The sequence below is a fragment of the Candidatus Methylomirabilota bacterium genome (assembly GCA_035764725.1).
In the GTDB taxonomy this organism is placed as follows: domain Bacteria; phylum Methylomirabilota; class Methylomirabilia; order Rokubacteriales; family CSP1-6; genus DASRWT01.
This window is the reverse complement of the sequence record DASTYT010000046.1, coordinates 42,948-66,947: the sequence shown is the minus strand read 5'-3', so window position 1 is coordinate 66,947 and position 24,000 is coordinate 42,948. Positions and strand designations below refer to the sequence as shown.

Below are 24,000 nucleotides of genomic sequence, written 5' to 3'. Positions count from 1 at the left end.
GCGATGGCCGTCAGCGCGGATTGAAGGGCGAGTACTCGAGAAGCCGCCAGCCGAGCCCGCCGCCCCCGTCGATCTCGACCACCTCGTCCACATCGACCTCGACCGCGCGCTCGGCCCCGGGCAGGTCGGCGAAGCCGGGGCGCTCCCAGCGGATGCGGGCGCGCCCGGTAATCTGCAGCGTCGCCCCGGTCTCGAAGTCCGCGAACACCAGCCCCACGCGCGGATCCGCCGTGAGATTGCCGAGGGTCTGGAACATGTTGTTGCCGGGGTAGTCGGGGAGGCGCAGCCGCCGTGGGCCATCGGCTTGGACGAAGCCCGGCTGACCGCCGCGATGCGACGCATCCGCGCCGCGCTCGCCATGCACGCTCGCGATGAAGAACGTGTCGGCGCGCGCGATCCATGCCTGCTGGGCCGGCGAGAGCTCCGTCCCGCGCCGGGCCAAGCCGGTGCGATCGGAGGCCCGCGTCTCGGGCGCGCGGGCCTGGATGTACTTCGGGCAATTACCGAAGACCTCCTCGACGCGCAGCTCGATCGCGTCGGGGAGCGGCCCGGCCGAGCGGCCGTTGAGCCGGATGCGCCGCCGCCGCTCGGGATCGAGCACGACCACGCCGATGGGCGCGCCCTGGGCGATGGCGTCGCGGAGTGGATCGCCCGCCGCCAGGCGCGCCGCGATGCGGAGGGTGCCCGGGTCGGGCACGGTGATGAAGCCGGGATCCCCCATCACGAGCGAAGCCCAGACGCGCCCTCGCTCGTCGACACCGGCCAGGGCCGCGAGGCGCTGAGCGGCCAGGAAGGAGGTGGCACCCGGTGGAATCGCGGCGCTGATGCCTCGCCCGAGGCTCCGGGCGTCGGCGGCCACCCCGACGCGGCGCTGCACCGCCCGCTCGCCGTCGTGAAAGGTCGCCACGTCACTTGGGATGCACCCCTGGCGACCGCGGATTCCGGGGGCGCGGCCGACAGGGGCGACCCGGGATGAGCTAGCTGGCGGGGTTCAACGCCTCCGCCCAGCTGGGCGTCATCCCAAGCTGCCGCATCATGCGCAGCACCCGGGCGGGTGTTCCGAGATCGTGCCAGCCGATATCCGGCACTTCGGCCACCGCGAGGGGCTTGGTGGTCATCTGGAGGACCGAGCGGGAAAAGTTCGCTGCCGGAGCCAGCGCGAAGGCCTGTCCCAGCGCCCAGTGCTCATGCTCCGCACCCACGAAGGCGACGGCACGCGACAGGCGCTCGTCCAGCCGTGGGATGCATTCCCGCCCCGCGTCGATGAAGGCCCACGTGCTCCCGGCCACGATGAACGTGCTCCAGAGGCCTCCGGCCGCCCAGAGCCCCGCCGCCATTTCCGGCGACGGCTTCTCCACGAAGCGCCGGGCGCGAAATATGGGCGCATAGCCTGCGGCAGGCAGGCGCTCCCCCGGCTGAATCCAGCCGAAGTCGGGCTCGGCGCCCGTGGGGCCGATCCCCATCGCCACGAGCCACTCGGGATGCTTCTCGACGAAGCTGCCCATGATGCCCGTGTAGCGGAGAAAAGTCGCCTCGTCCCGCACGAAGTGATCGGCGGGGAAGAGGATCATGGGCGCCCCGTGGTCCCGGGCCTGGATCCAGTGCGCGGCCAGCAGGATGCCGGCAGCGGTCCCGCGATCCTGCGGCTGGGCCAGCACATGCGGTCCCCCTTCGGCCTGCCGGAGCTCGCGGCCGAAGTAGCGCAGGTGGCTTGCCATCGTGACCACGATGGTCCGCTCCGGGGGGACGAGGGGCCGGATGCGCTGCAGCGTCTCTTCCAGGAGGGTGCGGCCGCCGGTGAGCACGGCGTACTGCTTGGGAAGGTCCTTGTCGTAGATCTGACGGATCAACGGCCGAAGCCGGACGCCCTCGCCCCCGGCCAGCACAACCGCCCATGTCCGATCGCTCGCCGTGTGCCTCGTCTGGGACATCGTCTGGCGCATCTGCGCTCTCCTTGGCGGCCGATTGACCGACGCGCCCCAGAAGGCAACGCCCATGCCAGCGGGGTAGACGTGACCGCGCTCCGCCAACTGGCGAAAAAGACGAGCAAGGGGAGACCGCGGCGACCGTGTCATGGAGCCCCCTGGAAAACTTACCAGGTAGTTCGGCCCCCCTCGGGCGCGCCGCGACCCGGCACGGACAAGAGTACGTGTGAGATGCGGAGCCCGCGTGGGCGGCGCATAGTGAGGCTGGGAGGCAGCTATGACCATTCGTCTGGACCACACGATCGTGCCCTCAAAGGACAAGAAGGCCTCGGCTCGGTTCTTCGCCGAGATCCTCGGGCTCACCGTCGAGCCGGGGAGCGGCTATTTCGCGCAGGTGCGGGTCAACGACTCCCTCACCTTCGACTTCGCCGACGAGGACGAGGCCTTCCCGGGCCTGCACTACGCGTTTCATCTGAGCGATGACGAGTTCGACGGGGTCCTGGCTCGCGTGAAGGCCCGAGGGCTCTCGTTCGGCAGCGAGCCCGACGCGCCGGCCAACGGGCGCCTGAACCGCCGCCGAGGTGGCCGGGGGTTCTACTTCGAGGATCCCAACGGCCACCTGCTGGAGGTCATGACCGTCCCAGAGACCGGCCGTTGACGGGGACCGACTGCGACCTGGCCGGCGCCGCGCCCGTCGCCAGGCCCGTCGGGCATCAGCGGTGGCGTGACCTCCTGTTCCTGCACTGGCCCATGCCGTCCGACGCGGTGCGCCCGCGGGTGCCCGCAGGCCTCGAGCTCCACCTGCACGAGGGGCAGGCGTGGGTCACCGCGATCCCCTTCCGCATCGAGGACTCGCTTCCCGTGGGCGCGCCGCGTGCGCTGGCCCTGGCCTTCCTCGAGACCAATCTCCGGACCTACGTGCTCGGCCCCGACGGGGAACCGGGCATTTTCTTCTGGTCGCTGGAAGCCTCCTCGCTCCTCGCGGTGGCCGCCGCACGACTCGCATACGGCCTACCGTACTTCCCCGCCCGCATGAGCATGCGCCCGGAGGGGGGTGGATTCGAGTACGCCACGCGCCGATGGGGAGGCGGGGCCCGGCTTGCGGCGACGTGGACGGTAGGTGCGGCCCGGGGGCCCGCGGCGCCCGGCACGCGGGATCACTTTCTGGTCGAGCGCTACGCGCTCTACGCGCCGCGGCTCGGCGGCCTTCACCGTGCGCGTGTGCGCCACCATCCCTACCCGCTTCACGAGGTGCGCGTCGATGCCCTGGGCGAGACGCTGCTTGCGGCGGCCGGCTTGCCCGTGCCCGACGGCCCGCCGATCTGCCACGCGTCGCCGGGCGTCGACGTGGAGATCTTTGCGCCCGCGCGCGTCAGACCATGAGGAGGCCGCGGCGGAGGCCGACCGCCACGGCTTCCGCGCGGCTGCGCGCGCCCAGCTTGTCGAGCACCGCCGCGACGTGGAACTTCACGGTGTGCACCGAGATCCCCAGGCTTCGCGCGATGGCGCGATTGCCGAGACCCTCGGCCAGCATCGTCAGCACCTCCAGCTCGCGCGGGGTCAGGGGCTCCGGCCGTGCCTCCTCCGGCGCGGCTCGCAGCGCGGGCCGCGCGCCGGCGGCCCGCGTGGCCGCGGGATGCAGCACCACCAATCCCGCCGCCAGCGCGTCGATCGCCGCGGCGATTTCCGGCTCGGCGGCGTCGCGCGGGAGCAGGCCGCGCAGCCCCGCGCGCAGGAGACGCGGCAGGGCCACCGGCGGCGCCGCGCCGCCCAGGACGAGGATCGCGGGGAGGCGCGCATGGCGGGCCAGCGGCCGCAGCGCCGCCTCGACGGCGCGCGCGCCAGGATCCAACACGAGCACGTCGGCCTCGAGGGGCACGTCCGCCGAGGGCGGCGCGATCAGCCGCCACCCCGGGCGCGCGGCGACGAGGGCCTCGAGCCGCGTGCGAGTCCTGGTGCTCTCGGCGAGCACCGCGACGGTGATCACCGGGCGCGGCACCGCTCCACGAGCGCTCCCGCGACGCGGCTCGGCACCGCGAGGGCAAGGCCGCCCGCGATCATCGTGTTGACGCCCACCACCCGGCCTCGCGCATCGGCCATGGGGCCGCCGGAGTGGCCGGGCGCGAGCCGGAGATCGGCCCGGATCCATGGCGAGCCCGTCGGCGCCTCCGGCCCCGATGCCGCGTACACCACGCCGGTGACGACGGCGCCGATCAGCCCCCACGGATGACCGACGGCGAGCACCAGCTCGCCCGCGCGCAGGCGGTCCGAATCCCCGATCGACGCAGCCGGGAGATCGTGGGCGTCCACGCGCACGACTGCCAGGTCGACCCGCCGGTCGCAGGCCAGCACCGCCGCGCGCAGGAGGCGGCCGTCCGCGAGGCGCACCATGGGCGCCCCGCTCGCGCGGCCGCCCCCCCGCAGGACGTGGGCGCAGGTCACGATCAGGCCCTCCCCGCCCCAGATGATGCCGGACCCGATCGCACGCTCCATGGCTCGTAGCTCCACCGTGCTCTGCCGCAGGCCCCGGGCGACCGCGGCGAGATCGCTCGCCAGCGCCTGCGGCGTCTCCGTCGCGTCCATCGTAGCGGTTCCGGCCTAGCGTTTCCGCGAAGGCCGCTCGCCGACGGTCACGCTCACGTCGAGCGGGGACCCCGCGCGAATCAGCGAGACCCGCACGTTGCTGCCCACCGGCCGGCCCACGATGGCCGCGGTGACGTCACCGGGATCGTGGAGCGGCGTGCCCTCGAGCGCGGTGAGCACGTCGCCGAGGAGGAGCCCGGCACGCGCGGCTGGCCCCTCGGGCTCGAGGCTCACGACCATGAGCCCGAGGCCCGCGCCGGGCGCCAGTCGCTTGAACGCCTCGGTGAGCGCCACGGGCTGAAGCCCCACGCCCAGATAGCCCCGGCTCACCCGGCCGCGTGACACCAGCTCATCCACGACACGGCTCACCGTCGTCGCGGGCACGGCCAGCTCGAGCTGGCGGGAGAGGCCGGAGGTCACGAGACCGACCACCGCGCCGCTGGCGTCCACGAGCGGCCCGCCCGAGAATCCGGGGTAGAGCACGAGGTCGACGCGCAGCAGCCGGTCCACGTCGCCGCCTCGCCAGGTCCGCCATGCCCCGCCGGTGGCACTGATGACGCCCCAGCTCGCGCGTGGCCCGTAGCCCACCGCCAGCGCCAGATGTCCCGCGCGGAGGGCGCCGCTGTCGCCCAGCTCGGCGGCGGGACGCCCGGACTCCGCGACGCGCAGGACCGCAAGGTCGGTGCCGGGATCGCGCGCCACCAGCGTGGCGGGCGCGCTCTGCCCGTCCGTCCACGTGACGCGCAGGTCGGACTCGAGGCGCACGGTGTGCTCGGCGGTGACCACGAGCCCGGAGCGCCACACGATGCCCGTTGACGGCAGGCGGGGGCGGGCGTGTACGGTGACGACCGCGCGCGCGGCGCGCTCCACGGCCGAGGCGAGGTCGTTGGAAAGCGAGACGAGCGTTTGCATCGGGATCCTCCCTTTCGTTGGTGGACCCACGATGCACCCCGCGGGGACGCGGGGGAATCGCCCGAATGGCTAGGGGTCGCTAGAGCCGCCGGTCGCGCCCCGACGTCATGGCGACGACGGTCGGCGGCACGTCGGGGTCGAGGGCGACGGTGTACCGCTCGGCGGGGCTCGTCCCCCCCTCGACCAGCGTGAGCCGCGCGGTGTCGCGCCCGCTCACGCGGATCTGCATGGGCCCCGAGCCGCGGCGCCGCAGCTCCGAGAGCGTGCTGTCCCGGACCGCGTGGAGCCACACCGTCGGGCCACCATCGACGGGCGGCAGGACCCGGATCCCATGGAGCTCCGCCCCGCGGACATCGTCGGCCACCACCGCGGGCCGCGCGTCCCGCAGCTCCACGGTGGCGTCCAGCCCCTCGACCACGAGGCCCTCGACATGCCGCCCGTAGAGCGCATAGCCGGGCAGCTCGCCGAAGAGGTACGCGTCCGGGTACATCCGCTCCATCTCGGGAATGTTCAGCGTCACGGCGTCGGCCTTCTCACCCCCGCGCGCGGAGACGTGGATGTTGCGCAGCGTGACGCGGGTCACGGGATGGCCGGGAATGCCCAGGAGAGCGCCGGTGCCGGCGACGCCGGTGGCGGTGACGTTTGCGATCGTGACGTCGCGAAGCGCTCCCGGCGTCGCGATCTCCTGGCCCCGGCCGCGGCGCGCGCGCCGCACGAAGAACGGCGTGCGGATGTTCTTCATGCGGATGTTCGACACGCTCACGTGCTCGATCGTGCCCCCGTCCACCGCCTGCAGCGAGATTCCGGAGCTGAGCTCGCCCTTCAGTGGGTAACGGCGGCCCTCGACCACGCAGTCGCGGAAGACGATCCGCCGAAAATCGCCGCTCGACTCCGTGCCGAGCTTGAGCGCGTTGTGATGCGTCACGAGCCGGCAGCCCTGAACCGTCACCCCCTCGGTGGCGCGCGGCGCGCCGAGGGCGAGGCTCGTCTTGAGCACGATCGCATCATCGCGCGACTCCACGGTGCAGTCGGCGATGCGCACGTTCCGGCAGCAATCGGGATCGATCCCGTCGGCGTGGCCGTTCTCGATGGTCACGGCCCGGATGTCCACGTCGTCGCAGCCGAGCAGGCTGAGGGCGTAGTTGCCGGCATTGGCCACGGTGACGCCGTGGATCCGGATCCCGCGGCACTCCCGCAGCGCGATGGGCTTCGGGCCTTCGCGCGAGCGGCGGTTGCCGTCGATGCGGCCGGGCCCGACGATGGCGATCTCCTCGAGCCCTCGTCCCTGCAGGAGCGCGAACGAGAAGTCGCGCGTCTCCCGATCCGCGAAGGTCTCGTAGGCGTGCTCTTCCGGCGGGTCGAAGTCCTTGTCGTCGGGACTCGCGAGGAGGACGGCATCGCGCTCGAGTCGAACGGTCACCCGGCTGCGCAGCCGGAGCGTCCCGGCCCGATACCGGCCGGCGGGGATCACGACGGTGCCCCCGACGCGGGCCGCCTGGTCGATCGCGGCCTGGATGGGGCGCGTGTCCGCCGTGCGGCCGTCGCCCCGCGCGCCGAGATCGCGCACGCTGAGCGACGGCGCGGCCCAAGACGTGCGCGAGCGCACGACGAGCGCGGGCACGGCGAAGGCTCCGGCGCGTGCCAGGAAACGCCGCCTCGATTCGGTCATCATGGTCGAAAGGAGCAAGCGCCGTGCCACGGCGGGTTTGACCCAGTTGCGTCGCTCTGGCAGGATCGGGCGGGCTCGTGGAGCCGGAAGGGAGCGCCATGGTGAACCAGGGACTCACCCGACGTGAGCTGCTGCGTGCCAGTGCCGCCGGCGCCGCGGCCGTGCTCGCGGTGTCCAGGAGCGCAGAGTCCCAGGTCCCGCAACGCGGCGGAATTTTCCGGGTCAGCCTGGGCGATCCGCCCCATTTCGACCCGCATCTTACCGTGTCCTGGGCCACGCTGATCGCCCTGTCCTTCACGCACAGCCGCCTCCTCAAGCACAAGGCGGGCCCCGGTGTCGTCCCCGGCACCTTCATCCCTGAAGGCGATCTCGCGGAGTCCTGGAGTCAGACCAGCGACACGACGTACGTGTTCAAGCTCCGTCGCGGTGTGCGCTGGCACCCGAAGCCGCCGGTGAACGGCCGCGAGCTGACCGCGGACGACGTCAAGTACTCCTTCGAGCGCTTCCTCGGTCCCGTCCACAATCCGAACCGCGCCGTGCTCGAGGAGATCGACCGGGTCGAGGCCCTCGATCGCTACACCGTGCGCATCACGCTCAAGGCGCCGTTCGCGTGGTTCCTCGACTCGGTGGCCTCGACCACCACGTGGATCCTGCCCCGCGAGGCGGTGGAGCAGTTCGGCGACGTCCGGCGTCCGGAAGCCTGCATCGGAACCGGGCCGTGGATGCTCGAGCGCTACGACCCCAACGTGCGCCTCTCGTACGTGCGTAATCCGGACTACTTCGTGTCGGGGCTGCCCTACGCGGACGGCGTCGAGGCTTCGATGGTGGGCGACGGCGCGGCGCGGCTCGCCCACTGGCTTGGCGGGCAGCTCGACTTCGCGCCGCTCCTCGGCATGACGGTCCGTCGCGTCGACCTGGACGCCGTCCGAAAGCGCAAGCCGGGGCTCCAGACGGCGGAGTTCACGTGGATGGTGAGCTCCTTCGCGGCCATGAAGCTGGATCAGCCGCCCCTCAACGACGTGCGCGTGCGCCGCGCGCTCGCGCTCGCCACGAGCCTCAAGGACATCCTCGATGCGAGCCCGCTCGCTCAGGGCCAGGGCGTCGCGACGCCGGCGGTGCCGCCGGCTCTGGTGGACTGGGCCATCCCGATCGACCAGCTCACGCCCGAGGGCCAGCGGCTCTATCGCCACGACGCCGCGGCCGCCGCGCGTCTGCTTGCCGAGGCTGGCTACGGCGGCGGGCTCAAGGTGCCGTTCGAGACGGCCTCCTTCGGCCCCGAGTGGCTCGACGCCGTGCAGATCTATCTCCGGAGCTGGAAGGGCGCGGGCATCGACGCCGAGCTCAAGATCAAGGAGACCGGCGCTTTCGTGTCGAGCGCCATGCTGGGCCGCTACGAGCGGCTCATGCTGGGCCAGCGCGGCGGCCAGCTCTATCCCGATGTCTACCTGGCCGGGATGCACCTGCCCGGTCAGCGCACCAACTCGTCCGGCGTCGACGACCCCAAGCTCACCGAGATGATCCGTCTCCAGCGGCGCACGCTCGACGCGCGGCGGCGGCGGGACATCCTGTGGGACATCCAGCGCCATCTCGCGGAGCAGGTCTACTATCTCTATGGCCCGTCCGGTCGCGTGGTGGCGGCCTGGGAGTCTTATGTGCGCAACTTCGGCCCGAACCTCGGCAACGACTACGGCGGCCGGCTGATGGCCGCGTGGCTGGACCGCGCGTGAAGTTCAGCAACTTCCTCTTCCCCGCGTCCACGGATCCAGATCAGGACGGCCGGATCATCGACGAGACCCTCCGCGAGGGCCGTCTCTGCGACGAGCTCGGCATGGAGATGCTCTGGCTGGCCGAGCATCACTTCGACGGCATCTGCGCCTACGTCGATCCCGTCACCTTCGCCGCCGCGCTGGCCGCCAGCACCGAGCGCATCCGCATCGGCTTCGCGGTGGCGCAGATGTCGCTCCACCACCCGATCCGCATGGCCGAGCAGATGGCCCTGATCGACAACATCAGCCGCGGGCGGCTGCTCGTGGGGCTCGGGCGCGGCACTGCGTACAACATCTACGACTATCAGGGCTACGGCATCGACCCCGCGGAGGCGCACGCGCGCCTGCTCGAAGCCGAGGAGATCATGCTCAAAGCCTGGACCACGGAGCCCTACGAGCATCGCGGCCGGTTCTGGCAGCTCCAGCTCCCCCGGCTCCGCCCCCGCCCCTACACCAAGCCCCACCCACCGATCATCCGCGCCTGCGCCAGCGAGGAGGCGACGCTGGAGATGGCGCGCGCCGGGCGGCCGTTCCTCATGAACGTGCAGAGCAACGACGTCACGCGCCACCGCGTCGAGCTCTACCGCCGGACGATGCGCGAAGGCGGGTTCGACGAGGCGGCCGTCGCCAGGAACCTGGCCGACACCTGGGTGTGGCGTAACGTCTTCGTGGCGGAGACGGATGCCGAGGCGGAGCGCCTAGCCCTCCCCGCCTTCGAGGCCCAGGCCGCGTTCCGGCAGGCCATGCGCCGGCGCATCTACGAGGAGCAGGGCGTGCTCCTCAGGCCGGAGCTGACACCGGCCGCCCGCAGCGACCCGCGGCACGCGCTGCTCTGCGGCTCGCCGGCCACCGTCGCGGAGGCCGTCGCGGAGATCGACGCCATCGGCGTCGGCGGGCTCATCCTCGTGTTCCGCCTGGGCCCTATGACCGCCGAGGTCGCGGAGGGAAGCCTCCGCCTCTTCATGCAGAAGGTGGCGCCCGAGTTCCGGAAGCCGGGCGTCTAGCCCGCATCGTTCCCTCGCATCGGGATCGTCCCACTCGGCACACCTCTTGCGTTCCGAGAGAACAGGAGGTGCCACCATGCCTGACAAGAAGACCGTGGAGCGAGCGGAGGAAGACCTGCGCGAGGGCAAGAAGCCATCGACCGCCGCAGGGGAGTTCGTCAAGGAGGAGATGCACCACATCCGCGAGGGCAAGCACGGCGCCCGGTCCACCAAGCAGGCGATCGCCATCGGTCTCTCGAAGGCGCGCCGGGCGGGCGTGCCCCTGGAGCCCCCGGAGGAAGGCGAGACGTCCGAGAAGACGCGCGAGGCCGCCGAGCACGCGTACGAGGCCGGCCAGGAGGACGGTGGGAGGCGGAAGCCGTCCCGGAAGCGTAGCCGCGCCACGTCACGCGCCCTCCAGCGGGAGGGCCGCAGCGCCGCCTCCCGCCCCGCGCTCGCGAAGCAGGCCAAGCGCTCGGCGCGGGAGCGGCGCGGCACCGATCGCTCCCCGAAGGCCGCGGCGCGACGCGGCGCAGCCACGCGCAAGCGGAAGCGCAAGACGGCCTAGTCAGCCTTGACAGCGTGCGCCGCGCCGACGTAGCGTCGGGCGCATGCCCGGCCCGCTCCAGGGCGTGCGCATCGTCGACGCTACTACCGTGGTGCTCGGCCCCCTCGCCACCCAGATGCTGGGCGACCTAGGCGCCGACGTCGTCAAGGTCGAGCCGCCGGAGGGCGACACCACCCGCAAGCTCGGGCCGACACGCAACCCGGACATGGCGGCTTTTTACCTGGCGTGCAATCGCAACAAGCGCAGCGTGGTGCTGGATCTCAAGAAGAGCGCCGGGCACGCCGCGCTGATGCGGCTCGTCAAGGGCGCCGACGTCTTCGTCCACAACTTCCGGCCGCAGGCGGCGGCGCGGCTGAAGGTCGAGTACGAGCGGGTGCGGGCGGTCAACCCCGGCATCGTTTACTGCGCGACCTACGGCTTCCGTGCCGCGGGCCCCTACGGCGAGAAGCCGGTGTACGACGACATCATCCAGGCGGCGTCAGGCCTGGCGTCGCTGCAAGCGCCCCTGGTCGGAGACCCACGCTATCTCCCCACCATTGTGGCCGACAAGACCAGCTCGATGGCGGTGGCGCACGCGCTCCTCGCGGGCCTCTTCCACAAGGCCCGCACCGGCGAGGGCCAGGCCATCGAGGTGCCGATGTTCGAGACGGTGGTGGCGTGGATGATGGTCGAGCACCTCTACGGGGAGACGTTCCTTCCTGCGCTGGACACGCCCGGTTACAAGCGCGTGCTGAACCGCTGGCGCCGGCCCTTTCCCACCAAGGACGGCTATCTCGCGATCATCCCCTACACCGACACGCACTGGCAGACGTTCTTTCGCGTGGCCGGCCGCGAAGATCTCCTGGCCGACCCGCGCTTCCGCACGCTCGCGTCACGCCTCACGCACATCGAGCTGCTCTACGAAGAGCTGGGGAAGATCGCGGGCACGCGCACCAACGCCGAGTGGCTCGCGCTGCTGGACGCGGCGAACGTGCCCGCCACGGTCGTCAACACCCTGGATTCGATCCTGACCGACCCGCAGCTCGAGGCCACCGGCTTCTGGAAGACCATCGAGCATCCGAGCGAGGGCCCGCTGCGGACGCCCGACATTCCCGCCACGTACAGTCGCACGCCCGGCGACATCCGGCGCCATCAGCCGCGCCTCGGCGAGCACAGCGTGGAGATCCTCAAGGAGGCGGGACTGTCCGACGAAGAGATCCGCGCCATGCTCGCCGGCGGAGCTACCGCGCAACCGTAAGCCTCGAGTTACCTGTTCGGGAGCTGCGACACCGGACGGCACGCCGAGCTGCCGGGGAGCCGGCCCCAGCCCGGCGGACATCCCGGATCGCCTTTCACGTTTCCGGACGGGCCGGTCGTATCGGCGGGATTGCTCGGCCCGCTCGGCGCCGGCGACGGCACGGGCATGCGACCGGTCGGATTACCCGGCGGGGTCGGCGCGGGGTTCGGGACGGGGCTCGGGGTGGACATGCTGCCGGAGCCGCCCGGAGCCCCGGGATTGGTTGGGCCCGGGTTCGGACTGCCCGGTCCGGGCACTCCGGGACCGGTCCCGCTCGTGCCGGACGTTCCGCTCCATCCGGAACCGGACGCCCCACTCGATGACCCGCCCGACGTGCCGCTGCCGCCGCCAGTCTGCGCGAAGCTCAGAGACGGTCCGAGGACGAGGATCCCCGCCGTCAATAGTGTGAGGGTTGTCTTGACGATCTCGACTCTCCTTCGGAGGAATCGCCTGCTGGAATCCACCGGAGCAAGAGGTGTGCCGCGCCCGCTTTCGCGTGCGCCGACCGGTACGAGAGTGCCCGACGGGTCGATTCGCCTCAGCCGGCGGGCGACGCGTACTCCACGAGGCGGCAAAGGGCGTTGACGAGCTGCATCTCCTCGAGCGACTGGCAGCGGGCTTCCAGCAGCCGAGGCGAGCACACGAGCACGGCCAGGCACTGCGCGCGCGAGATGGCCACGTTCAGGCGATTGCGCGAGAAGAGGAAGGCGAGGCTCCGCGGCACGTCCTCGCCAGTGGAGGTCGCCATCGAGAAGAACACCACCGGCGCCTCCTGCCCCTGGAACTTGTCGACGGTGCCAACGCGCACGCCCGCGGGAAGGCCGGCCCGCAGCCGGAGCACCTGGGCGTTGTACGGCGCCACCACCATGAAGTCCTCGAGGCGAAGCGGGCGCGTCGCCCCCGCGGCGTCGGTGAACGTGCCGGCGCGCATCGCCGCGATCGCCGCGGCCACGCGGGCCACCTCCTCGTCCGAGGACGAGCGGTTCCCCTCGTGCTCCACAGGAAGGAAGCGGATACCGGTGCCCAGCGACGTCGCGCGACGCGCCGCCGAGGCGTCCGAGTGCAGCCGTCCCGCGTACACGATCTCCGAGATGAAGTCGGAGACGCCGGGATGCATGCGAAAGCTCCGCTCGAGGAACACGCCGCGGTCCTCGGGCACGGTGGCGGCATCGCCGAGGAGGTGCTCCAGCACGGACGCGCCCGTGCCGGGCGGGTGCACGCCCTGCGACACCTGAGCGAGCTGCAGCGGGTCGCCCAGGAGGATCACATTGCGCGCCGCTGTGCCCATGGCCAGCGCGTCCGCCAGGGAGATCTGGCCGGCCTCGTCGATGACGAGATCGTCGAGCGCGCCGTCCAGCTCCTCTCTGGAGAAGAGCCACGCGGTACCCGCCATGAGCCGGACCTCCGCCCCCGCGCGCGCAAAGCGGGCGTTGTCGCTCTCGCTTGTGATGAGCGCGCCGTGGTACTCGGACTCGGGATTGTCGGCGCTGGACTTCTTGAGCCCCTTGAAGGCGATGCCTTCCTGCAAGGCCACCTGCTCGATCTCGCCGAGCAGGTTGTGAATGGCCTTGTGGCTCTGCGACGCGATGCCCACACGCCGGCCGTGTCGGAGGAGATCGACGACGATCCGCGCGCCCGTCCAGGTCTTGCCGGTCCCCGGCGGCCCCTGGAGGAAGAGATAACTGCCGTCGAGCCCGCGCGCTCGCGCCTTCATCGCCTCGAGGTCGGTGGTCTGTATCGGGACGTCCGGGGCCAGGCCTCGGATGCGCGGCCGCTCCCGCGCGAGCACCGCGCGCGGCGCCGGGTAGCGGCCGTCGCCCGCGCGCAGCGACTCCGCGAGCCGCAGCAGCGCGGCGCGCTGCGTCCGGTCTTCCAGCGGCCCGCCCGCCACGACCGCCTGCGGCAAGGGATCGCCCGCGAACTTCGGACCACGGACCAGGCGAAGACGCCCCATGCGCTCGTTGGTGTCGTCGATCGCCTCGATCTTGCCCGCGAGCTGACCGGTGGCGGGATCGTAGACACTCTCGCCCGGCCTGAGCTTGTGGTCCTGCGGCGGGTAGACGAGCGTGTGCACGAGCGACCGCTTCACCCGCTCCGGCGGCCGGCTCGTGTCGGCGTCGAGATACGCGATCGCTTCCGTGTCCTCGAGCAGCTCCTCGGGGGACTTCCCGAGGCGGTCGAAGAAGGCCCACCACGCCGGCCGGGCCTCGCGGCGGTGATACTCGAGGAGCTCGCCCGCGAGCCAGCGCGACGAGCCCGGCTCCTCGCCGAGAATCAGCGCCTCGCGGAGCTGCTGGCGCGCGTCCTGTGCCGCCGCGGCGTCCGGCCCGGCCGGCGTGACGTCCGGTGGCGCGGGCCACGGCAGCTCCGCCGGCCGCACCCCATGCAGCCACTCGAGCAATCCGAGCGTGGCGAGGCAGTCCTCCCGGTTGTACGCCGCGATGGCGTCGAGCAGCGCGGGCTCTCGTACGTGCCGCCACCGCTCGTAGTTGAGGATCGCCTGCGTGCCCGACTCGACATCGGCGGACCGCGCGAAACCGTAGAGCGCCTCGACGTCCTTCAGGGAGTAGCTGGACACGCCGGCACGGAGGGCCCGCCGCAGGATCGTATGGAGGTCCACGAACACGCGGCGCCGGAGGAGCTCGTCCACCTGGGCGTCGCGCGTGCCGTGCTCGGCCATGAGGCGCTTGAGCGTGCTCGGCTCGGAGCCGCTGAAGTGATAGACGTGCAGGTCGGGAAAGCGCGTCAGCCGCTCGTGCACCAGGTCCACGAAGCCCTCGAAGGCGCGGCGCTCCCCGTCGCGATCGTGCGCCCACAGGGTCTCGAAGCGGGGCGGCTCCTCGTCGAGGAGGAGCATCCCGAAGAGATACTCGAGCCCGCGTGACGGCTCGAAGAAGGGATGGCCCTCGAGGTCGAGGACCAGATCGCCCGGCGAGCGGAGCGGCAGCGCCATGAAGCCGCGCCCGTCCTCGACCGGGAGCGGATGCCACTCGAGCGCGCCCGTTCGCTGGCGCACGAGCTGGAGGCCCGCCTGATCGCGCAGGCCGTCCAGGGTGCTCGCCGCCACGCGCGGCACCCGCGTGCCCGGCGGCATCTGGGCGAGCGAGGTCAACGTGGCGAAGCCGCCGGCAAAGAGTCGCTTGACCTGGTCGCGACGGATCCCGGCGACGCGCACCACGTGATCCTCGCGCTCGAGCCGCTCGTCGCACGGCCGCCGATAGTCGCAGAACGCGCAGTAGTGGCAGGGGTACGGCCCGGTGGACGTGCGCGTCGCGACCGCCGCCTCGAAGCGCCCGCGCACGCGGCGGTAGTACGCGTTGACGTCGACCAGCCGGATCGGCACGCGCTCGCGCGTGCCCAGCACCACGTAGGCCAGCTCCGCCGCGACGCCCTGCGCCGCCTCGAGCGCCTGGCTGTAGAAGGAGAGCTGCAAGGCGTGCTCGGGCCGCGGATGCCGGGCGAGCTTGGTGTCGAGCACGTGATAGCTCCAGGCCCCGAGCGCGGACGGCCGCTCCACCCGCTCCAGGAAGTCGCCCACCCCCCGCCACCCACCGGTGAAGAACACCGCTTGGTAGATGTACTCGGCGCCCTCGCGCATGGCGCCCAGGGTGCGGCGGGCGCCCGCCTCGAAGTCGCGCGTCCGGTCGAGGCCGATCTCGACCACGGCGTGGCCGCCCTTCCGGATGGCGTCCAGGAACGCCTGCTCGTGCTCCTGCCCTTTGGTGCGGAGGAGCTCGGCGTAGGCGTTCTCGTAGCTGGGCCGGCGGGCCTCGCGCAGGGCCACCGCGAGGTCGAGCTGGGTGAGATGCTCGCAGGCCAGGAAGCCGCCGAGGTCCGACGGCGAGAAGAGCAGGCGGTCGTTCAGATGCTGCATGCGCGGAACACGTTAGGCGAAGGTGAACCCCGTGTAGCCGCCGGCCGCAACCTCGTCGCACCGCTCCCGGTACTTCGGCGCGCCCCCGGCATAGACCACGAAGGTACGCGTGTTCTTGCCCTCGACATTGGAGTTGATGCCCATCATCCACGAGTCGACCTGGGTGAAGAGCATGCGGCGCCCGGTGTCCAGCACGTGCTGGGTCCAGCCCTCCTCCGCCTCGGTCGTCGGCTCCACGCGGGTGTGGCCCTGCGCCTGCATGTGGCGCAACAGCGCGGTCACCCACTCCACGTTCTGCTCGATGCAGCGCGGGATATTGCAGAAGGTCGCGGCGTTGTGCGGCCCGACCAGCGTGAAGAGGTTCGGGAAGCCCTCGACCTGAAGCCCGAGATAGGTCCGCGGCCCCCCGGCCCACTTGTCCCGCAGCCGCCGGCCGCCCCGGCCGCGGATGTCGATGCGGTCGAACGAGCCGGTGATGGCGTCGAAGCCGGTGGCATAGATGATCATGTCCAGCGCGTGCTCGGTCGCCGTGGTCTTGATCCCGACGGGGGTGATGCGCTCGATGGGCGTCTCGCGGAGATCGACCAGCCGCACGTTCGGCTGGTTGTACACCTCGTAGTAGCCGCTCTCGAGGGGAACCCGCCGCGTGCCGAACCCGTGATTGGTGGGGATGAGCTTTTCGGCGAGCGTCGGGTCCGTGACCCGCGCGCGGATCTTGCGGCGCACGAACTCGGTGATGGTCGCGTTGGCCTCCGCGTTGATCAGCACGTCGCGGAAGTTGCCCATCCAGATGCCGAAGCCTGGCGCGGCGTAGAGCTTCTCGTAGAAGGCCTCGCGCTCCTCCGGGCTCACCTCCAGCGCGTGCCGCGGGTCGGCCTGGTGGATGAAGCAGCCGAAGGAGTTCCGGCAGGTCTCGAAGATCTCTGCGTAGCTGGCCTTGATGCGCCCCTGCTCCTCCGGGGTGATCCGGCTATTATGGAGCGGCGCGCACCAGTTCGGCGTGCGCTGAAACACCGTGAGATGGCCCACGGTCTTGGCGATCTCGGTGATGGCCTGCACCGCAGTGGCGCCCGTGCCGATCACTCCCACCCGCTTGCCCGCGAAGGTCACGGGCTCGTGGGGCCAGCGCCCGGTGTGATACGCCTCCCCTCGGAAGTCCTCGACGCCGGGGATGGTGGGCATGGTAGGTGCCGACAGCGGTCCCACCGCGGTGATGAGGAAGCGGGTCCGCCAGCGCCGGCCGTCCTCGGCCTCGATCTCCCATTCGTTCGCCGCCTCGTCGTAGCCGGCGGCCTTCACGCGACAGCCGAACTCGATGTCCCGGCGCAGGTCGAGCTTGTCCGCGACGAAGTCGCAGTAGCGCAGGGTCTCGGGCTGCGGCGCGAAGTGCTCGGACCATTCCCACTCGCGCAGGATCTCGTCGGAGAAAGAATAGCCGTAGGTCCAGCTCTCGGAGTCGAAGCGCGCGCCGGGATAGCGGTTCCAGTACCACGTGCCGCCGACCCCGCTCCCCGCCTCGAGCACGCGGGCGCGCACGCCCAGGTCGCGCAGACGGTGGAGCTGATACATCCCGGAGAGCCCGGCGCCGATGACGAGGGCGTCGTATGCGTTGGAATCCATGGAGGTCGTCGCTATTCTACAGCCGCGCCACGGTATACTGCCCCGCCATGCACGATCTGATCGTCCGGGGCGGGAGCGTCGTGGACGGCACCGGCGCCCCCGCCCGCCTGCTCGACGTCGCGGTGGCGAAGGGCCGCATCGTCGCCGTCGGCCGCGAGCTGGGGGAGGCCGCGCGCGTGATCGACGCCACCGGCCACGTGGTGGCGCCCGGCTTCATCGACATCCATACCCACTCGGACTATGCCCTCCCCACGAACCCGCGGGCAGAGAGCAAGATCCGCCAGGGCGTGACCACCGAAGTGGTCGGCAACTGCGGGTATTCGGTCGCGCCGGTGCCCGCCGATCGGGTGGCCGCGCTCCGTGACTACCTGGCCGCGAGCGGCCCCTGGTACGACTTCCGCGAGACGAGCTTCGCCCGCTACGTGGAGGAGTTTCCGCCCACGTCGGTGAACGTCGCCTTCCAGGTAGGCCATAACACGCTGCGCCTGATCGTGGCCGGCATGGAGCCACGGCCGCTGCGCCCCGACGAGCTGACGCGCATGACGCGCTATCTGGAGGAAGGCCTCGACGCGGGGGCCATCGGGCTCTCATCGGGCCTGTTCACCCCACCCGGGTCGTTCGCCTCGGCGGAGGAGATGCGGGCGCTCGGCGACGTGCTGCGCCGACACGACGCCGCCTATGCCTCCCACATCCGGAACGAGGCCGGCAGCGTGTTCGACGCGGTGGACGAGGCCATCGCGGTGGGCGAGCGCTCGGGCGTGCACGTGCAGATTGGCCATCTCAAGGTCTCGGGCACGGAGAACTGGGGCGCGGCCGCGCGCCTGGTGGAGCGCATCGAAGCCGCGCGGGCGCGCGGTGTCCGAGTGGACTGCGATCAGTACCCCTACACCACCGCCACCAATCCGCTGCGCAATCTCCTGCCCCCCTGGATCCAGGAGGGAGGCATGGAGGCCATGGTGGCGCGCCTGGGCGACAAGGCCGTGCGCACGCGCGTGGCCGACGAGATCGCGGCCCGTGGCTGCGGGGCATTCGGTCGGCTCCCGTCCTGGGACGCGGTCCGCATCGCGCTCACGGTGGCGCATCCGGAGCACGCGGGGCGCACCATCGGCGAGATCGCCACCGAGCGGGGCCGGGACGGGCTCGAAACCTTGTGCGACGTGCTCCTCGCCGACCGGGGCGCGACGCGCGTGGTCTTCGAGTCCATGGCCGAGGACGACGTGCAGACCATTCTTGGGACGCCCTGGGTCGTGATCGGCTCCGACGGGGTCGCGATGGCGCCCTACGGTCCCACCGCCGGCGGCAAGCCGCACCCCCGCTACTACGGCACCTTCGCGCGCGTGCTCGGCCGCTACGTGCGGGAGCTCAAGACCCTCTCGCTCGAAGCCGCGGTGTGGAAGATGACGGGCGGCAGCGCCGCCGCCCTCGGCCTGGTCGACCGCGGCCTCGTGCGCGAGGGCCTCGCCGCCGACCTCACCGTCTTCGATCCGGCCACCGTCGGCGAGCGCGGGACCTACACGGATCCTCATCGCTACGCGGCGGGTATCCGCACGGTGGTGGTGAACGGCGCCGTGGTCGTCGACGGCGCGGAGCACACCGGCGCGCTGCCCGGTCGAGTTCTGCGCCGCAGCGCGCGGGGGCTCGCCGCCTGATGCGCCGCCGGCGCTTCCTGGCCCTCGCCGTGGGTGGCGCGCTCGCGGGACCTCTCGCCGCTCGCGCGCAGCAGGCCGTGAAGTACCGGATCGGCGTGCTCGGCAATGTCCCGCTCAGCGATCCCGGCGGCGCCCGGCTCTGGGGCGTGTTCGAGCAGGGTCTGCGCGATCTCGGTTACGAGGACGGGCGGAACATCGTGCTCGAGCACCGCTCCTCGGAAGGCCACTACGAGCGGCTGCCCGCGTTGGCGGCGGAGCTGGTCCGGCTCAAGGTCGACGTCATCGTCGCCCCGGCGGTGCAGAACGTGCTGGCCGCCCAGCAGGCGAGCCCGACCACCCCGATCGTGATGGTCAGCGTGGGCGACCCCGTGGGGAACCAGCTCGTCGCGAGCCTCGCGCATCCCGGCGGGAACGTCACCGGCACCTCCTTCCTGGCCTCCGCGATCATCGGCAAGCAGCTCGAGCTGCTCAAGCAGCTCGCCCCGAGCGCCACGCGCCAGACCGTGCTGCTCAATCCCGCCAACCCGGGCCATCGGCTCGCGCTGGAGCAGGCGAAGGTGGCGGCGCGCTCGCTGGGTACACAGCTCCAGAGCCTCGAGGCCCACGGTCCGGAGGACATCGAGCGCGCGTTCGCGACCATCGGCCGGGATCACGCGGGGGCGGTGCTCGTCCCCTGGGATGGCACGTTCCTCGTCCATCTCCCCAAGATCGTCCAGCTCGCGGCAAAGGCCCGGGTGCCCGCGATGTACGGGCATCGCGGCTACGTCGACGCCGGCGGCCTCGCGACCTACAGCCCTTCCGCCGCCGCCCAGATGCGCAGCGCCGCCAGCTACGTGGACCGGATCCTCCGGGGCGCCAAGCCGGGCGATCTCCCCGTGGAGCAGCCGTCGAAGTTCGAGTTCATCATCAACCTCAAGACGGCAAAGTCCCTCGGGCTCTCGCTGCCGTCCTCGCTCGTAGGACGGGCCGACGAGGTCATCCAGTAGTAGGGCTGTCGATCTGCCCTCTGGTCGTTCGACGTATAGGCGAGCCGGTGACTCCGCGTACCGGACACCAAAGGAGGGCCTGTGAACACAGCCAAGACCCAGATCCAGGCATATCTCTTCTTCGACGGCCGCTGTGACGAGGCGGTCGAGTTCTACCGCCGCGCCGTCGGGGCGGAAGTGGTGGGGCTCATGCGCTACAAGGACAGCCCCGATCCGGGCATGGCGCCCCCGGGCATGTCGGACAAGGTCATGCACGGCCATATCAAGATCGGTGGCAGCGACCTCATGCTCTCGGACGGGCATGCGCAGGGCAAGCCGAGCTTCGAGGGGTTCGCCCTGTCGCTCATCGTGGCGGACGAGACCGAGGCCGACCGGTTCTTCGGCGCCCTCAGCCAGGACGGCAAGGTGCAGATGCCGCTGACCAAGACCTTCTTCTCGCCGCGCTTCGGGATGCTCACCGATCGCTTCGGCGTGATGTGGATGGTGTACGTACCCCAGTGAAGCCCGCGTGACGGGCCCTCGGCCCGCGCGCGGGCCGAGGGCTAGTCCATGCCCCGCCAGATGTCCGGCTGGGAGCCGTCGACGTCGGTGAAGCCGTACGCGGCGGCGAGCTGGCCCGACGTGACCGACTGCTGATTCCAGCGCGCCCGGTCGGGATCCGCGGCGAGCGCCGCGACGGCGCGCCCGACGAAGCGCGGCGACTCGGAATGCGCGAAGGCGGGCGGCGCGGACCGTCCGGGCGCGTCGCGCCACGTGTCCTCGGTCACACCGAAGTTGTCGAGCATCATCTCGGAGCGGAGCCAGCCCGGGGTGATCGCCACGGCAGTGGCGCCGTGGGCTTTCAGCTCGTGCCCCTGCGAGAAGGCCAGCCGGTTCACCGCGACCTTCACCAGATCATAGAAGACCGAGATGCGGTAGTGCGCCGCGTTGTAGTCCGTGGTGCCGTCCGTCACCTCGATGAGCAGCCCACCGGGCCGATCGATGACGAGCGGCAGCAGGTAGTGGGATGTCACGAGGTGCGTCTCCAGGCCGAGCCTGACGATCCGGAGGCCTTTTTCGAGGTCGTGGCGCCAGATCGGGGTGTTCCACTCCGCGGGTCCCCCCTTGAGCACCTCCGCGCCCCAGATGTCGTTGACGAGCACGTCGACGTGACCGTGTTTGGCGCGGATCCGCTCGGCCAGCGACTTGACCTGGGCGCGCTCGAGATGGTCGACGGCCATCGCGATCCCCGTGCCGCCGAGGCGGGTGACCAGCTCGGCCGTCTCCTCGATGGTCTCCGGCCGATCACGGTAGTCGGAGCGGGTCGGCCCCCCGTCCCGCGTGCTGCGGCCGGTGCACACGACAGTGGCGCCCATCTCGCCCAGGGCGGCGGCGATCCCCCGCCCCGCACCGCGCGTCGCGCCGGCCACGATAGCCAGACGGCCGCGCAGGGCATTCCCATCGGGTGACCACGGCATGAGAGGAGTCTGCCAGAAGGGCGGCGCAGGCAAGTCAAATCGCGTCGCGCCGGCTCAGCCTCGGTAGGTGAGCGAACTGGGGGCCGCTGCGGGAGCCGATCGCGACAGGAAGAGCAGGAAGAGGCGGTCTTGAGATCGGCGGAGACCTTGACTCCGAGCTGTCCTATGATCACCCCGGCGATGAGCACGCCTACCACCGCGCCAAGGGTCACGCCGCCGAGCCGGATCCTCCCGACCGCGTACCCGATCGCGAGGATGATTGCCGCGCGTGGGTCCATGGGACGAAGGTCTCATAGCGTCGCGTCGCGGAGGTCTGGAACTCTCTTCCTCGACCCCGTGGTCGGCCAGGGAGCCACCGTCATGTCACTCAAGCTCGCCTTCGCGCTCATCCTGCTGCTCGCCGCCGCCGGTCCGGCCGCGGCCCAGGAGATTCGCCCCACGCTCGACAAGATCAAGGAGACGGGGGTCATCACCTTGGGCCACCGCGAGACCGCGCGGCCTTTCTCATTCATTGGCAGCGACGGCAAGCCGACCGGCTACTCGGTCGATCTCTGCCTGCAGGTGGTCGCCGGACTGCGACAGACCCTGAAGCTGCCCGAGCTCAAGGTCGCGTGGCTGGCGGTGACACCCGCCGATCGCATCTCGAAGCTGGTCAAGGGCGCGATCGATCTCGAGTGCGGCTCGACCACCATCACCTTCAGCCGGATGGAGCAGGTCGCCTTCAGCCACATGATCTTCGTCGACGGCGGTAGCCTGCTCGCCACCGCCCAGTCCGGCATCAGCACGCTGAAGGATCTCGGCGGAAAGCGGGTCGGGCTCATCCCGCACACGACCACCGAGAAGGCCCTCGCGCAGGCGATGTCAGCCGCCGGCGTCCAGGCCACCATCGTTACCGTGACCATTCATGGCGAGGGACTTCGGGCGCTCGAGGAAGGCAAGATCGACGCCTACGCGTCGGACCGCATTCTCCTCGCTGGACTCCAGTCGGCCGCGAAGGACCCGGCGAAGCTCAAGCTGAGCTCCGAGTTCTTCTCGTACGAGCCGTACGCGCTCATGCTGCGCCGGGGTGACAACGCCTTCCAGGCCAATGTGAACCGCACGCTCTCGCATCTCTACCGCTCCGGGCTGGTTCAGATCTACGAGCGCTGGCTCGGACCCTTCGCCGACGCGAGCCCGCTCGTGAAGGCGCTCTACCTCCTCCACACTTGGCCGGACTGATGCGCCGCCGTGGCGGCCTCGGGCTGGCCTTGCTGATGGCCCTGCCCCTGATCGCGCCGACGCCGGGGGCCGGCGAGACGCTCGGCGAGGCGTACCGTCGGGTGAATCCCTCGGTAGTCGTAATCCGGGCAAAGGGGGAAGAGCTCACCGAGGACGGATTCGCGCGCTTCCGCGAAATCGGCTCCGGCGTGCTGATCTCTGCCGACGGCAAGATCGCCACCGCCGCACACGTGGTCCACACGATGAACGAGATCATGGTCGAGTTCCTCGGCGAGGACCCCGTACCCGCACGCGTGATCAGCTCCGAGCCTCGGGCGGACATCTCGATCATCCAGGCAGAGGTGGTTCCCCGCGACGCCGCGGTAGCCAAGCTCGTCGATTCCGATTCGGTCCGGGTCGGCGACCCGGTCTTCATCGTCGGCGCGCCGTATGGACTGGGCCATTCCCTGAGCCAAGGCGTCATCAGCGCCCGCTGGGAGCCGAACACCGTCACCAAGGACTTCCCCCTGGCCGAGTTCTTCCAGACCGACGCGGTGATCAACACCGGCAACTCCGGCGGCCCCATGTTCAGCCGCGCCGGCGACCTGATCGGCATCGTCAGCCACAACATCAGCAAGTCGGGGGGCAGCGAGGGCCTCGGGTTCGTCGTCACCGCGAACACCGTGCGCACGCTGCTGCTCGAGAAGAACCGCCGCTTCTACGGGCTGGACGCGGTCCTGCTCACCGGCGAGATGGCCGAGGCGTTCAAGCTCCCGCAGGCGGGGGGCTTCCTCATCAAGCAGGTCGTGAAGGGCACGATCAGCGACCAGATGGGGCTCCGCGGGGGTGCCCGCATGGCGCTGGTCGACGGCAAGCCGGTCCCGGTGGGCGGGGACATCATCCTCTCCGTCCAGGGCATCACCACCGCCAGCAACGAGGATCTTGGCAAGGTCCTCAAGTCCCTCGAGACCCTCAAGCCGGGGGACGATCTCCGCGTGACGATCTTCCGCGACGAGAAGGTGGAAGAGCTCAGCACGAAGCTGCCGGGCCAGTAGCCGGCGCCGCGCACCGCGCAGCGCTGGTCAGCGCACCGCGGAGCCCTTCCAGATGTCCCGCCGCACGCTCGACTGGAGCTGCGTCCCCTGCTGGCGCCAGGTGAACCGGTACTCGAGCTTGCGCACACTATCGTTGTACGGGACGGCGACCCGCAAGGACGCCGACTGGCCGGGCGCCAGCGTCACCGGGGTCAGCACGGTGGGCTCGGCGCGCAGGAGCGTGTCGAAGAAGTCGAGGAACACGACGGTGGCTTCCACCCCGTCGATGTAGGCCCCGGTGTGGTTCTGGACCAGCGCGTCCACGACCAGATACACGCCCTCGCGATAGACACGATCCTGCGTCACGTCGAGCGCCTGGTCATCGGCGGCCAGCACGGCCGAGGGCAGCAGCAGCGCGGCAGCGAGGACCAGCGTGCCGGCCAGCCCGCGAATTGGGGTGGTATGCATGGCTCGCACCTCCCTATCGCTCAGGGTGGCCAC

The 24,000-nt window shown here is 71.1% G+C and carries 21 protein-coding genes; 11 read left to right on the top strand and 10 right to left on the bottom strand.

All coding sequences use genetic code 11. From position 1 onward, the window contains the following. Positions 1-10: 10 nt before the first annotated feature. Entirely contained in the window at positions 11-907 is an 897-nt protein-coding gene (locus tag VFX14_06725; protein ID HEU5189365.1) for a pyridoxamine 5'-phosphate oxidase family protein, read from the bottom strand. A gap of 70 nt (positions 908-977) precedes the next feature. Next, positions 978-1,943: a sugar phosphate nucleotidyltransferase gene (locus VFX14_06720; GenBank protein ID HEU5189364.1), complete on the bottom strand. Its 966-nt coding sequence runs from the start codon at positions 1,941-1,943 to the stop codon at positions 978-980. 259 nt (positions 1,944-2,202) lie between these two features. Between VFX14_06720 and VFX14_06715 the strand changes: the two genes are divergently transcribed. Then, positions 2,203-2,583, top strand: coding sequence for a VOC family protein (locus VFX14_06715; GenBank protein ID HEU5189363.1), 381 nt, complete (start codon positions 2,203-2,205; stop codon positions 2,581-2,583). After that, positions 2,580-3,308 carry a DUF2071 domain-containing protein gene (locus VFX14_06710; GenBank protein ID HEU5189362.1) on the top strand — a complete coding sequence of 243 codons (729 nt, stop codon included), beginning with the start codon at positions 2,580-2,582 and terminating at the stop codon, positions 3,306-3,308. The genes VFX14_06715 and VFX14_06710 overlap by 4 nt, the downstream gene beginning before the upstream one ends. Here the strand turns inward: VFX14_06710 and VFX14_06705 are convergent. The 4 genes from VFX14_06705 to VFX14_06690 form a co-directional block, all read right to left on the bottom strand. Next, complete coding sequence (locus tag VFX14_06705; GenBank protein ID HEU5189361.1) at positions 3,298-3,924, bottom strand: response regulator transcription factor; 627 nt, start codon at positions 3,922-3,924, stop codon at positions 3,298-3,300. The two genes, VFX14_06710 and VFX14_06705, sit on opposite strands and share 11 nt — an antisense overlap. Further along, positions 3,909-4,508: a trypsin-like peptidase domain-containing protein gene (locus VFX14_06700; protein ID HEU5189360.1), complete on the bottom strand. Its 600-nt coding sequence runs from the start codon at positions 4,506-4,508 to the stop codon at positions 3,909-3,911. The genes VFX14_06705 and VFX14_06700 overlap by 16 nt, the downstream gene beginning before the upstream one ends. A 15-nt stretch (positions 4,509-4,523) precedes the next feature. Next, positions 4,524-5,420, bottom strand: coding sequence for a S1C family serine protease (locus VFX14_06695; protein ID HEU5189359.1), 897 nt, complete (start codon positions 5,418-5,420; stop codon positions 4,524-4,526). A 79-nt stretch (positions 5,421-5,499) separates the two neighbouring features. After that, positions 5,500-7,041: a glycosyl hydrolase family 28 protein gene (locus VFX14_06690; protein HEU5189358.1), complete on the bottom strand. Its 1,542-nt coding sequence runs from the start codon at positions 7,039-7,041 to the stop codon at positions 5,500-5,502. Between the two features lie 125 nt (positions 7,042-7,166). Here VFX14_06690 and VFX14_06685 point away from each other — a divergent pair, with 125 nt between their 5' ends. The 4 genes from VFX14_06685 (at position 7,167) to VFX14_06670 (ending at position 11,643) form a co-directional block, all read left to right on the top strand. Beyond that, positions 7,167-8,816, top strand: coding sequence for an ABC transporter substrate-binding protein (locus tag VFX14_06685; protein HEU5189357.1), 1,650 nt, complete (start codon positions 7,167-7,169; stop codon positions 8,814-8,816). Further along, a complete protein-coding gene (locus tag VFX14_06680) occupies positions 8,798-9,859 on the top strand; it encodes an LLM class flavin-dependent oxidoreductase (GenBank protein HEU5189356.1) in 1,062 nt (353 codons plus the stop codon). Before VFX14_06685 ends, VFX14_06680 begins: the two co-directional genes overlap by 19 nt. Positions 9,860-9,935: 76 nt before the next feature. Then, entirely contained in the window at positions 9,936-10,406 is a 471-nt protein-coding gene (locus VFX14_06675; protein ID HEU5189355.1) for a DUF6496 domain-containing protein, read from the top strand. A 43-nt stretch (positions 10,407-10,449) separates the two neighbouring features. Then, complete coding sequence (locus tag VFX14_06670) at positions 10,450-11,643, top strand: CoA transferase (protein ID HEU5189354.1); 1,194 nt, start codon at positions 10,450-10,452, stop codon at positions 11,641-11,643. Positions 11,644-12,220: 577 nt separating this feature from the next. Here VFX14_06670 and VFX14_06665 read toward each other — a convergent pair. Continuing rightward, a complete protein-coding gene (locus tag VFX14_06665; GenBank protein ID HEU5189353.1) occupies positions 12,221-15,556 on the bottom strand; it encodes a TM0106 family RecB-like putative nuclease in 3,336 nt (1,111 codons plus the stop codon). A gap of 12 nt (positions 15,557-15,568) precedes the next feature. Beyond that, entirely contained in the window at positions 15,569-17,176 is a 1,608-nt protein-coding gene (locus VFX14_06660; protein ID HEU5189352.1) for an NAD(P)/FAD-dependent oxidoreductase, read from the bottom strand. A 47-nt stretch (positions 17,177-17,223) separates the two neighbouring features. Here VFX14_06660 and VFX14_06655 point away from each other — a divergent pair, with 47 nt between their 5' ends. The 3 genes from VFX14_06655 to VFX14_06645 all read left to right on the top strand — a co-directional run bounded on the left by VFX14_06655 (position 17,224) and on the right by VFX14_06645 (position 20,312). Beyond that, positions 17,224-18,825, top strand: a complete 1,602-nt coding sequence (locus VFX14_06655) for a D-aminoacylase (protein HEU5189351.1) — start codon at positions 17,224-17,226, stop codon at positions 18,823-18,825. Continuing rightward, positions 18,825-19,811: an ABC transporter substrate-binding protein gene (locus tag VFX14_06650; GenBank protein HEU5189350.1), complete on the top strand. Its 987-nt coding sequence runs from the start codon at positions 18,825-18,827 to the stop codon at positions 19,809-19,811. The genes VFX14_06655 and VFX14_06650 overlap by 1 nt, the downstream gene beginning before the upstream one ends. An 81-nt stretch (positions 19,812-19,892) precedes the next feature. Next, complete coding sequence (locus VFX14_06645; protein HEU5189349.1) at positions 19,893-20,312, top strand: VOC family protein; 420 nt, start codon at positions 19,893-19,895, stop codon at positions 20,310-20,312. 41 nt (positions 20,313-20,353) lie between these two features. On the opposite strand, the gene VFX14_06640 is transcribed toward VFX14_06645, so the two are convergent. Further along, positions 20,354-21,268, bottom strand: coding sequence for an SDR family oxidoreductase (locus VFX14_06640; protein ID HEU5189348.1), 915 nt, complete (start codon positions 21,266-21,268; stop codon positions 20,354-20,356). 360 nt (positions 21,269-21,628) lie between these two features. Here VFX14_06640 and VFX14_06635 point away from each other — a divergent pair, with 360 nt between their 5' ends. Both VFX14_06635 and VFX14_06630 read left to right on the top strand, forming a co-directional pair. Continuing rightward, positions 21,629-22,486, top strand: a complete 858-nt coding sequence (locus tag VFX14_06635; protein ID HEU5189347.1) for an amino acid ABC transporter substrate-binding protein — start codon at positions 21,629-21,631, stop codon at positions 22,484-22,486. Further along, a complete protein-coding gene (locus VFX14_06630; protein HEU5189346.1) occupies positions 22,486-23,520 on the top strand; it encodes a trypsin-like peptidase domain-containing protein in 1,035 nt (344 codons plus the stop codon). The genes VFX14_06635 and VFX14_06630 overlap by 1 nt, the downstream gene beginning before the upstream one ends. Before the next feature lie 27 nt (positions 23,521-23,547). Here VFX14_06630 and VFX14_06625 read toward each other — a convergent pair whose 3' ends face one another. Next, positions 23,548-23,967 carry a hypothetical protein gene (locus VFX14_06625; GenBank protein HEU5189345.1) on the bottom strand — a complete coding sequence of 140 codons (420 nt, stop codon included), beginning with the start codon at positions 23,965-23,967 and terminating at the stop codon, positions 23,548-23,550. Positions 23,968-24,000: the final 33 nt, after the last annotated feature.

What these genes read in the sequence shown, in the direction of transcription:
- VFX14_06720 (HEU5189364.1), bottom strand. Translation starts at nt 1,943, where the DNA reads ATGCGCCAGACGATGTCCCAGACGAGGCACACGGCGAGCGATCGGACA.
- VFX14_06715 (HEU5189363.1), top strand. Translation starts at nt 2,203, where the DNA reads ATGACCATTCGTCTGGACCACACGATCGTGCCCTCAAAGGACAAGAAG.
- VFX14_06700 (HEU5189360.1), bottom strand. Translation starts at nt 4,508, where the DNA reads ATGGACGCGACGGAGACGCCGCAGGCGCTGGCGAGCGATCTCGCCGCG.
- VFX14_06695 (HEU5189359.1), bottom strand. Translation starts at nt 5,420, where the DNA reads ATGCAAACGCTCGTCTCGCTTTCCAACGACCTCGCCTCGGCCGTGGAG.
- VFX14_06675 (HEU5189355.1), top strand. Translation starts at nt 9,936, where the DNA reads ATGCCTGACAAGAAGACCGTGGAGCGAGCGGAGGAAGACCTGCGCGAG.
- VFX14_06670 (HEU5189354.1), top strand. Translation starts at nt 10,450, where the DNA reads ATGCCCGGCCCGCTCCAGGGCGTGCGCATCGTCGACGCTACTACCGTG.
- VFX14_06665 (HEU5189353.1), bottom strand. Translation starts at nt 15,556, where the DNA reads ATGCAGCATCTGAACGACCGCCTGCTCTTCTCGCCGTCGGACCTCGGC.
- VFX14_06660 (HEU5189352.1), bottom strand. Translation starts at nt 17,176, where the DNA reads ATGGATTCCAACGCATACGACGCCCTCGTCATCGGCGCCGGGCTCTCC.
- VFX14_06655 (HEU5189351.1), top strand. Translation starts at nt 17,224, where the DNA reads ATGCACGATCTGATCGTCCGGGGCGGGAGCGTCGTGGACGGCACCGGC.
- VFX14_06650 (HEU5189350.1), top strand. Translation starts at nt 18,825, where the DNA reads ATGCGCCGCCGGCGCTTCCTGGCCCTCGCCGTGGGTGGCGCGCTCGCG.
- VFX14_06640 (HEU5189348.1), bottom strand. Translation starts at nt 21,268, where the DNA reads ATGCCGTGGTCACCCGATGGGAATGCCCTGCGCGGCCGTCTGGCTATC.
- VFX14_06635 (HEU5189347.1), top strand. Translation starts at nt 21,629, where the DNA reads ATGTCACTCAAGCTCGCCTTCGCGCTCATCCTGCTGCTCGCCGCCGCC.
- VFX14_06630 (HEU5189346.1), top strand. Translation starts at nt 22,486, where the DNA reads ATGCGCCGCCGTGGCGGCCTCGGGCTGGCCTTGCTGATGGCCCTGCCC.
- VFX14_06625 (HEU5189345.1), bottom strand. Translation starts at nt 23,967, where the DNA reads ATGCATACCACCCCAATTCGCGGGCTGGCCGGCACGCTGGTCCTCGCT.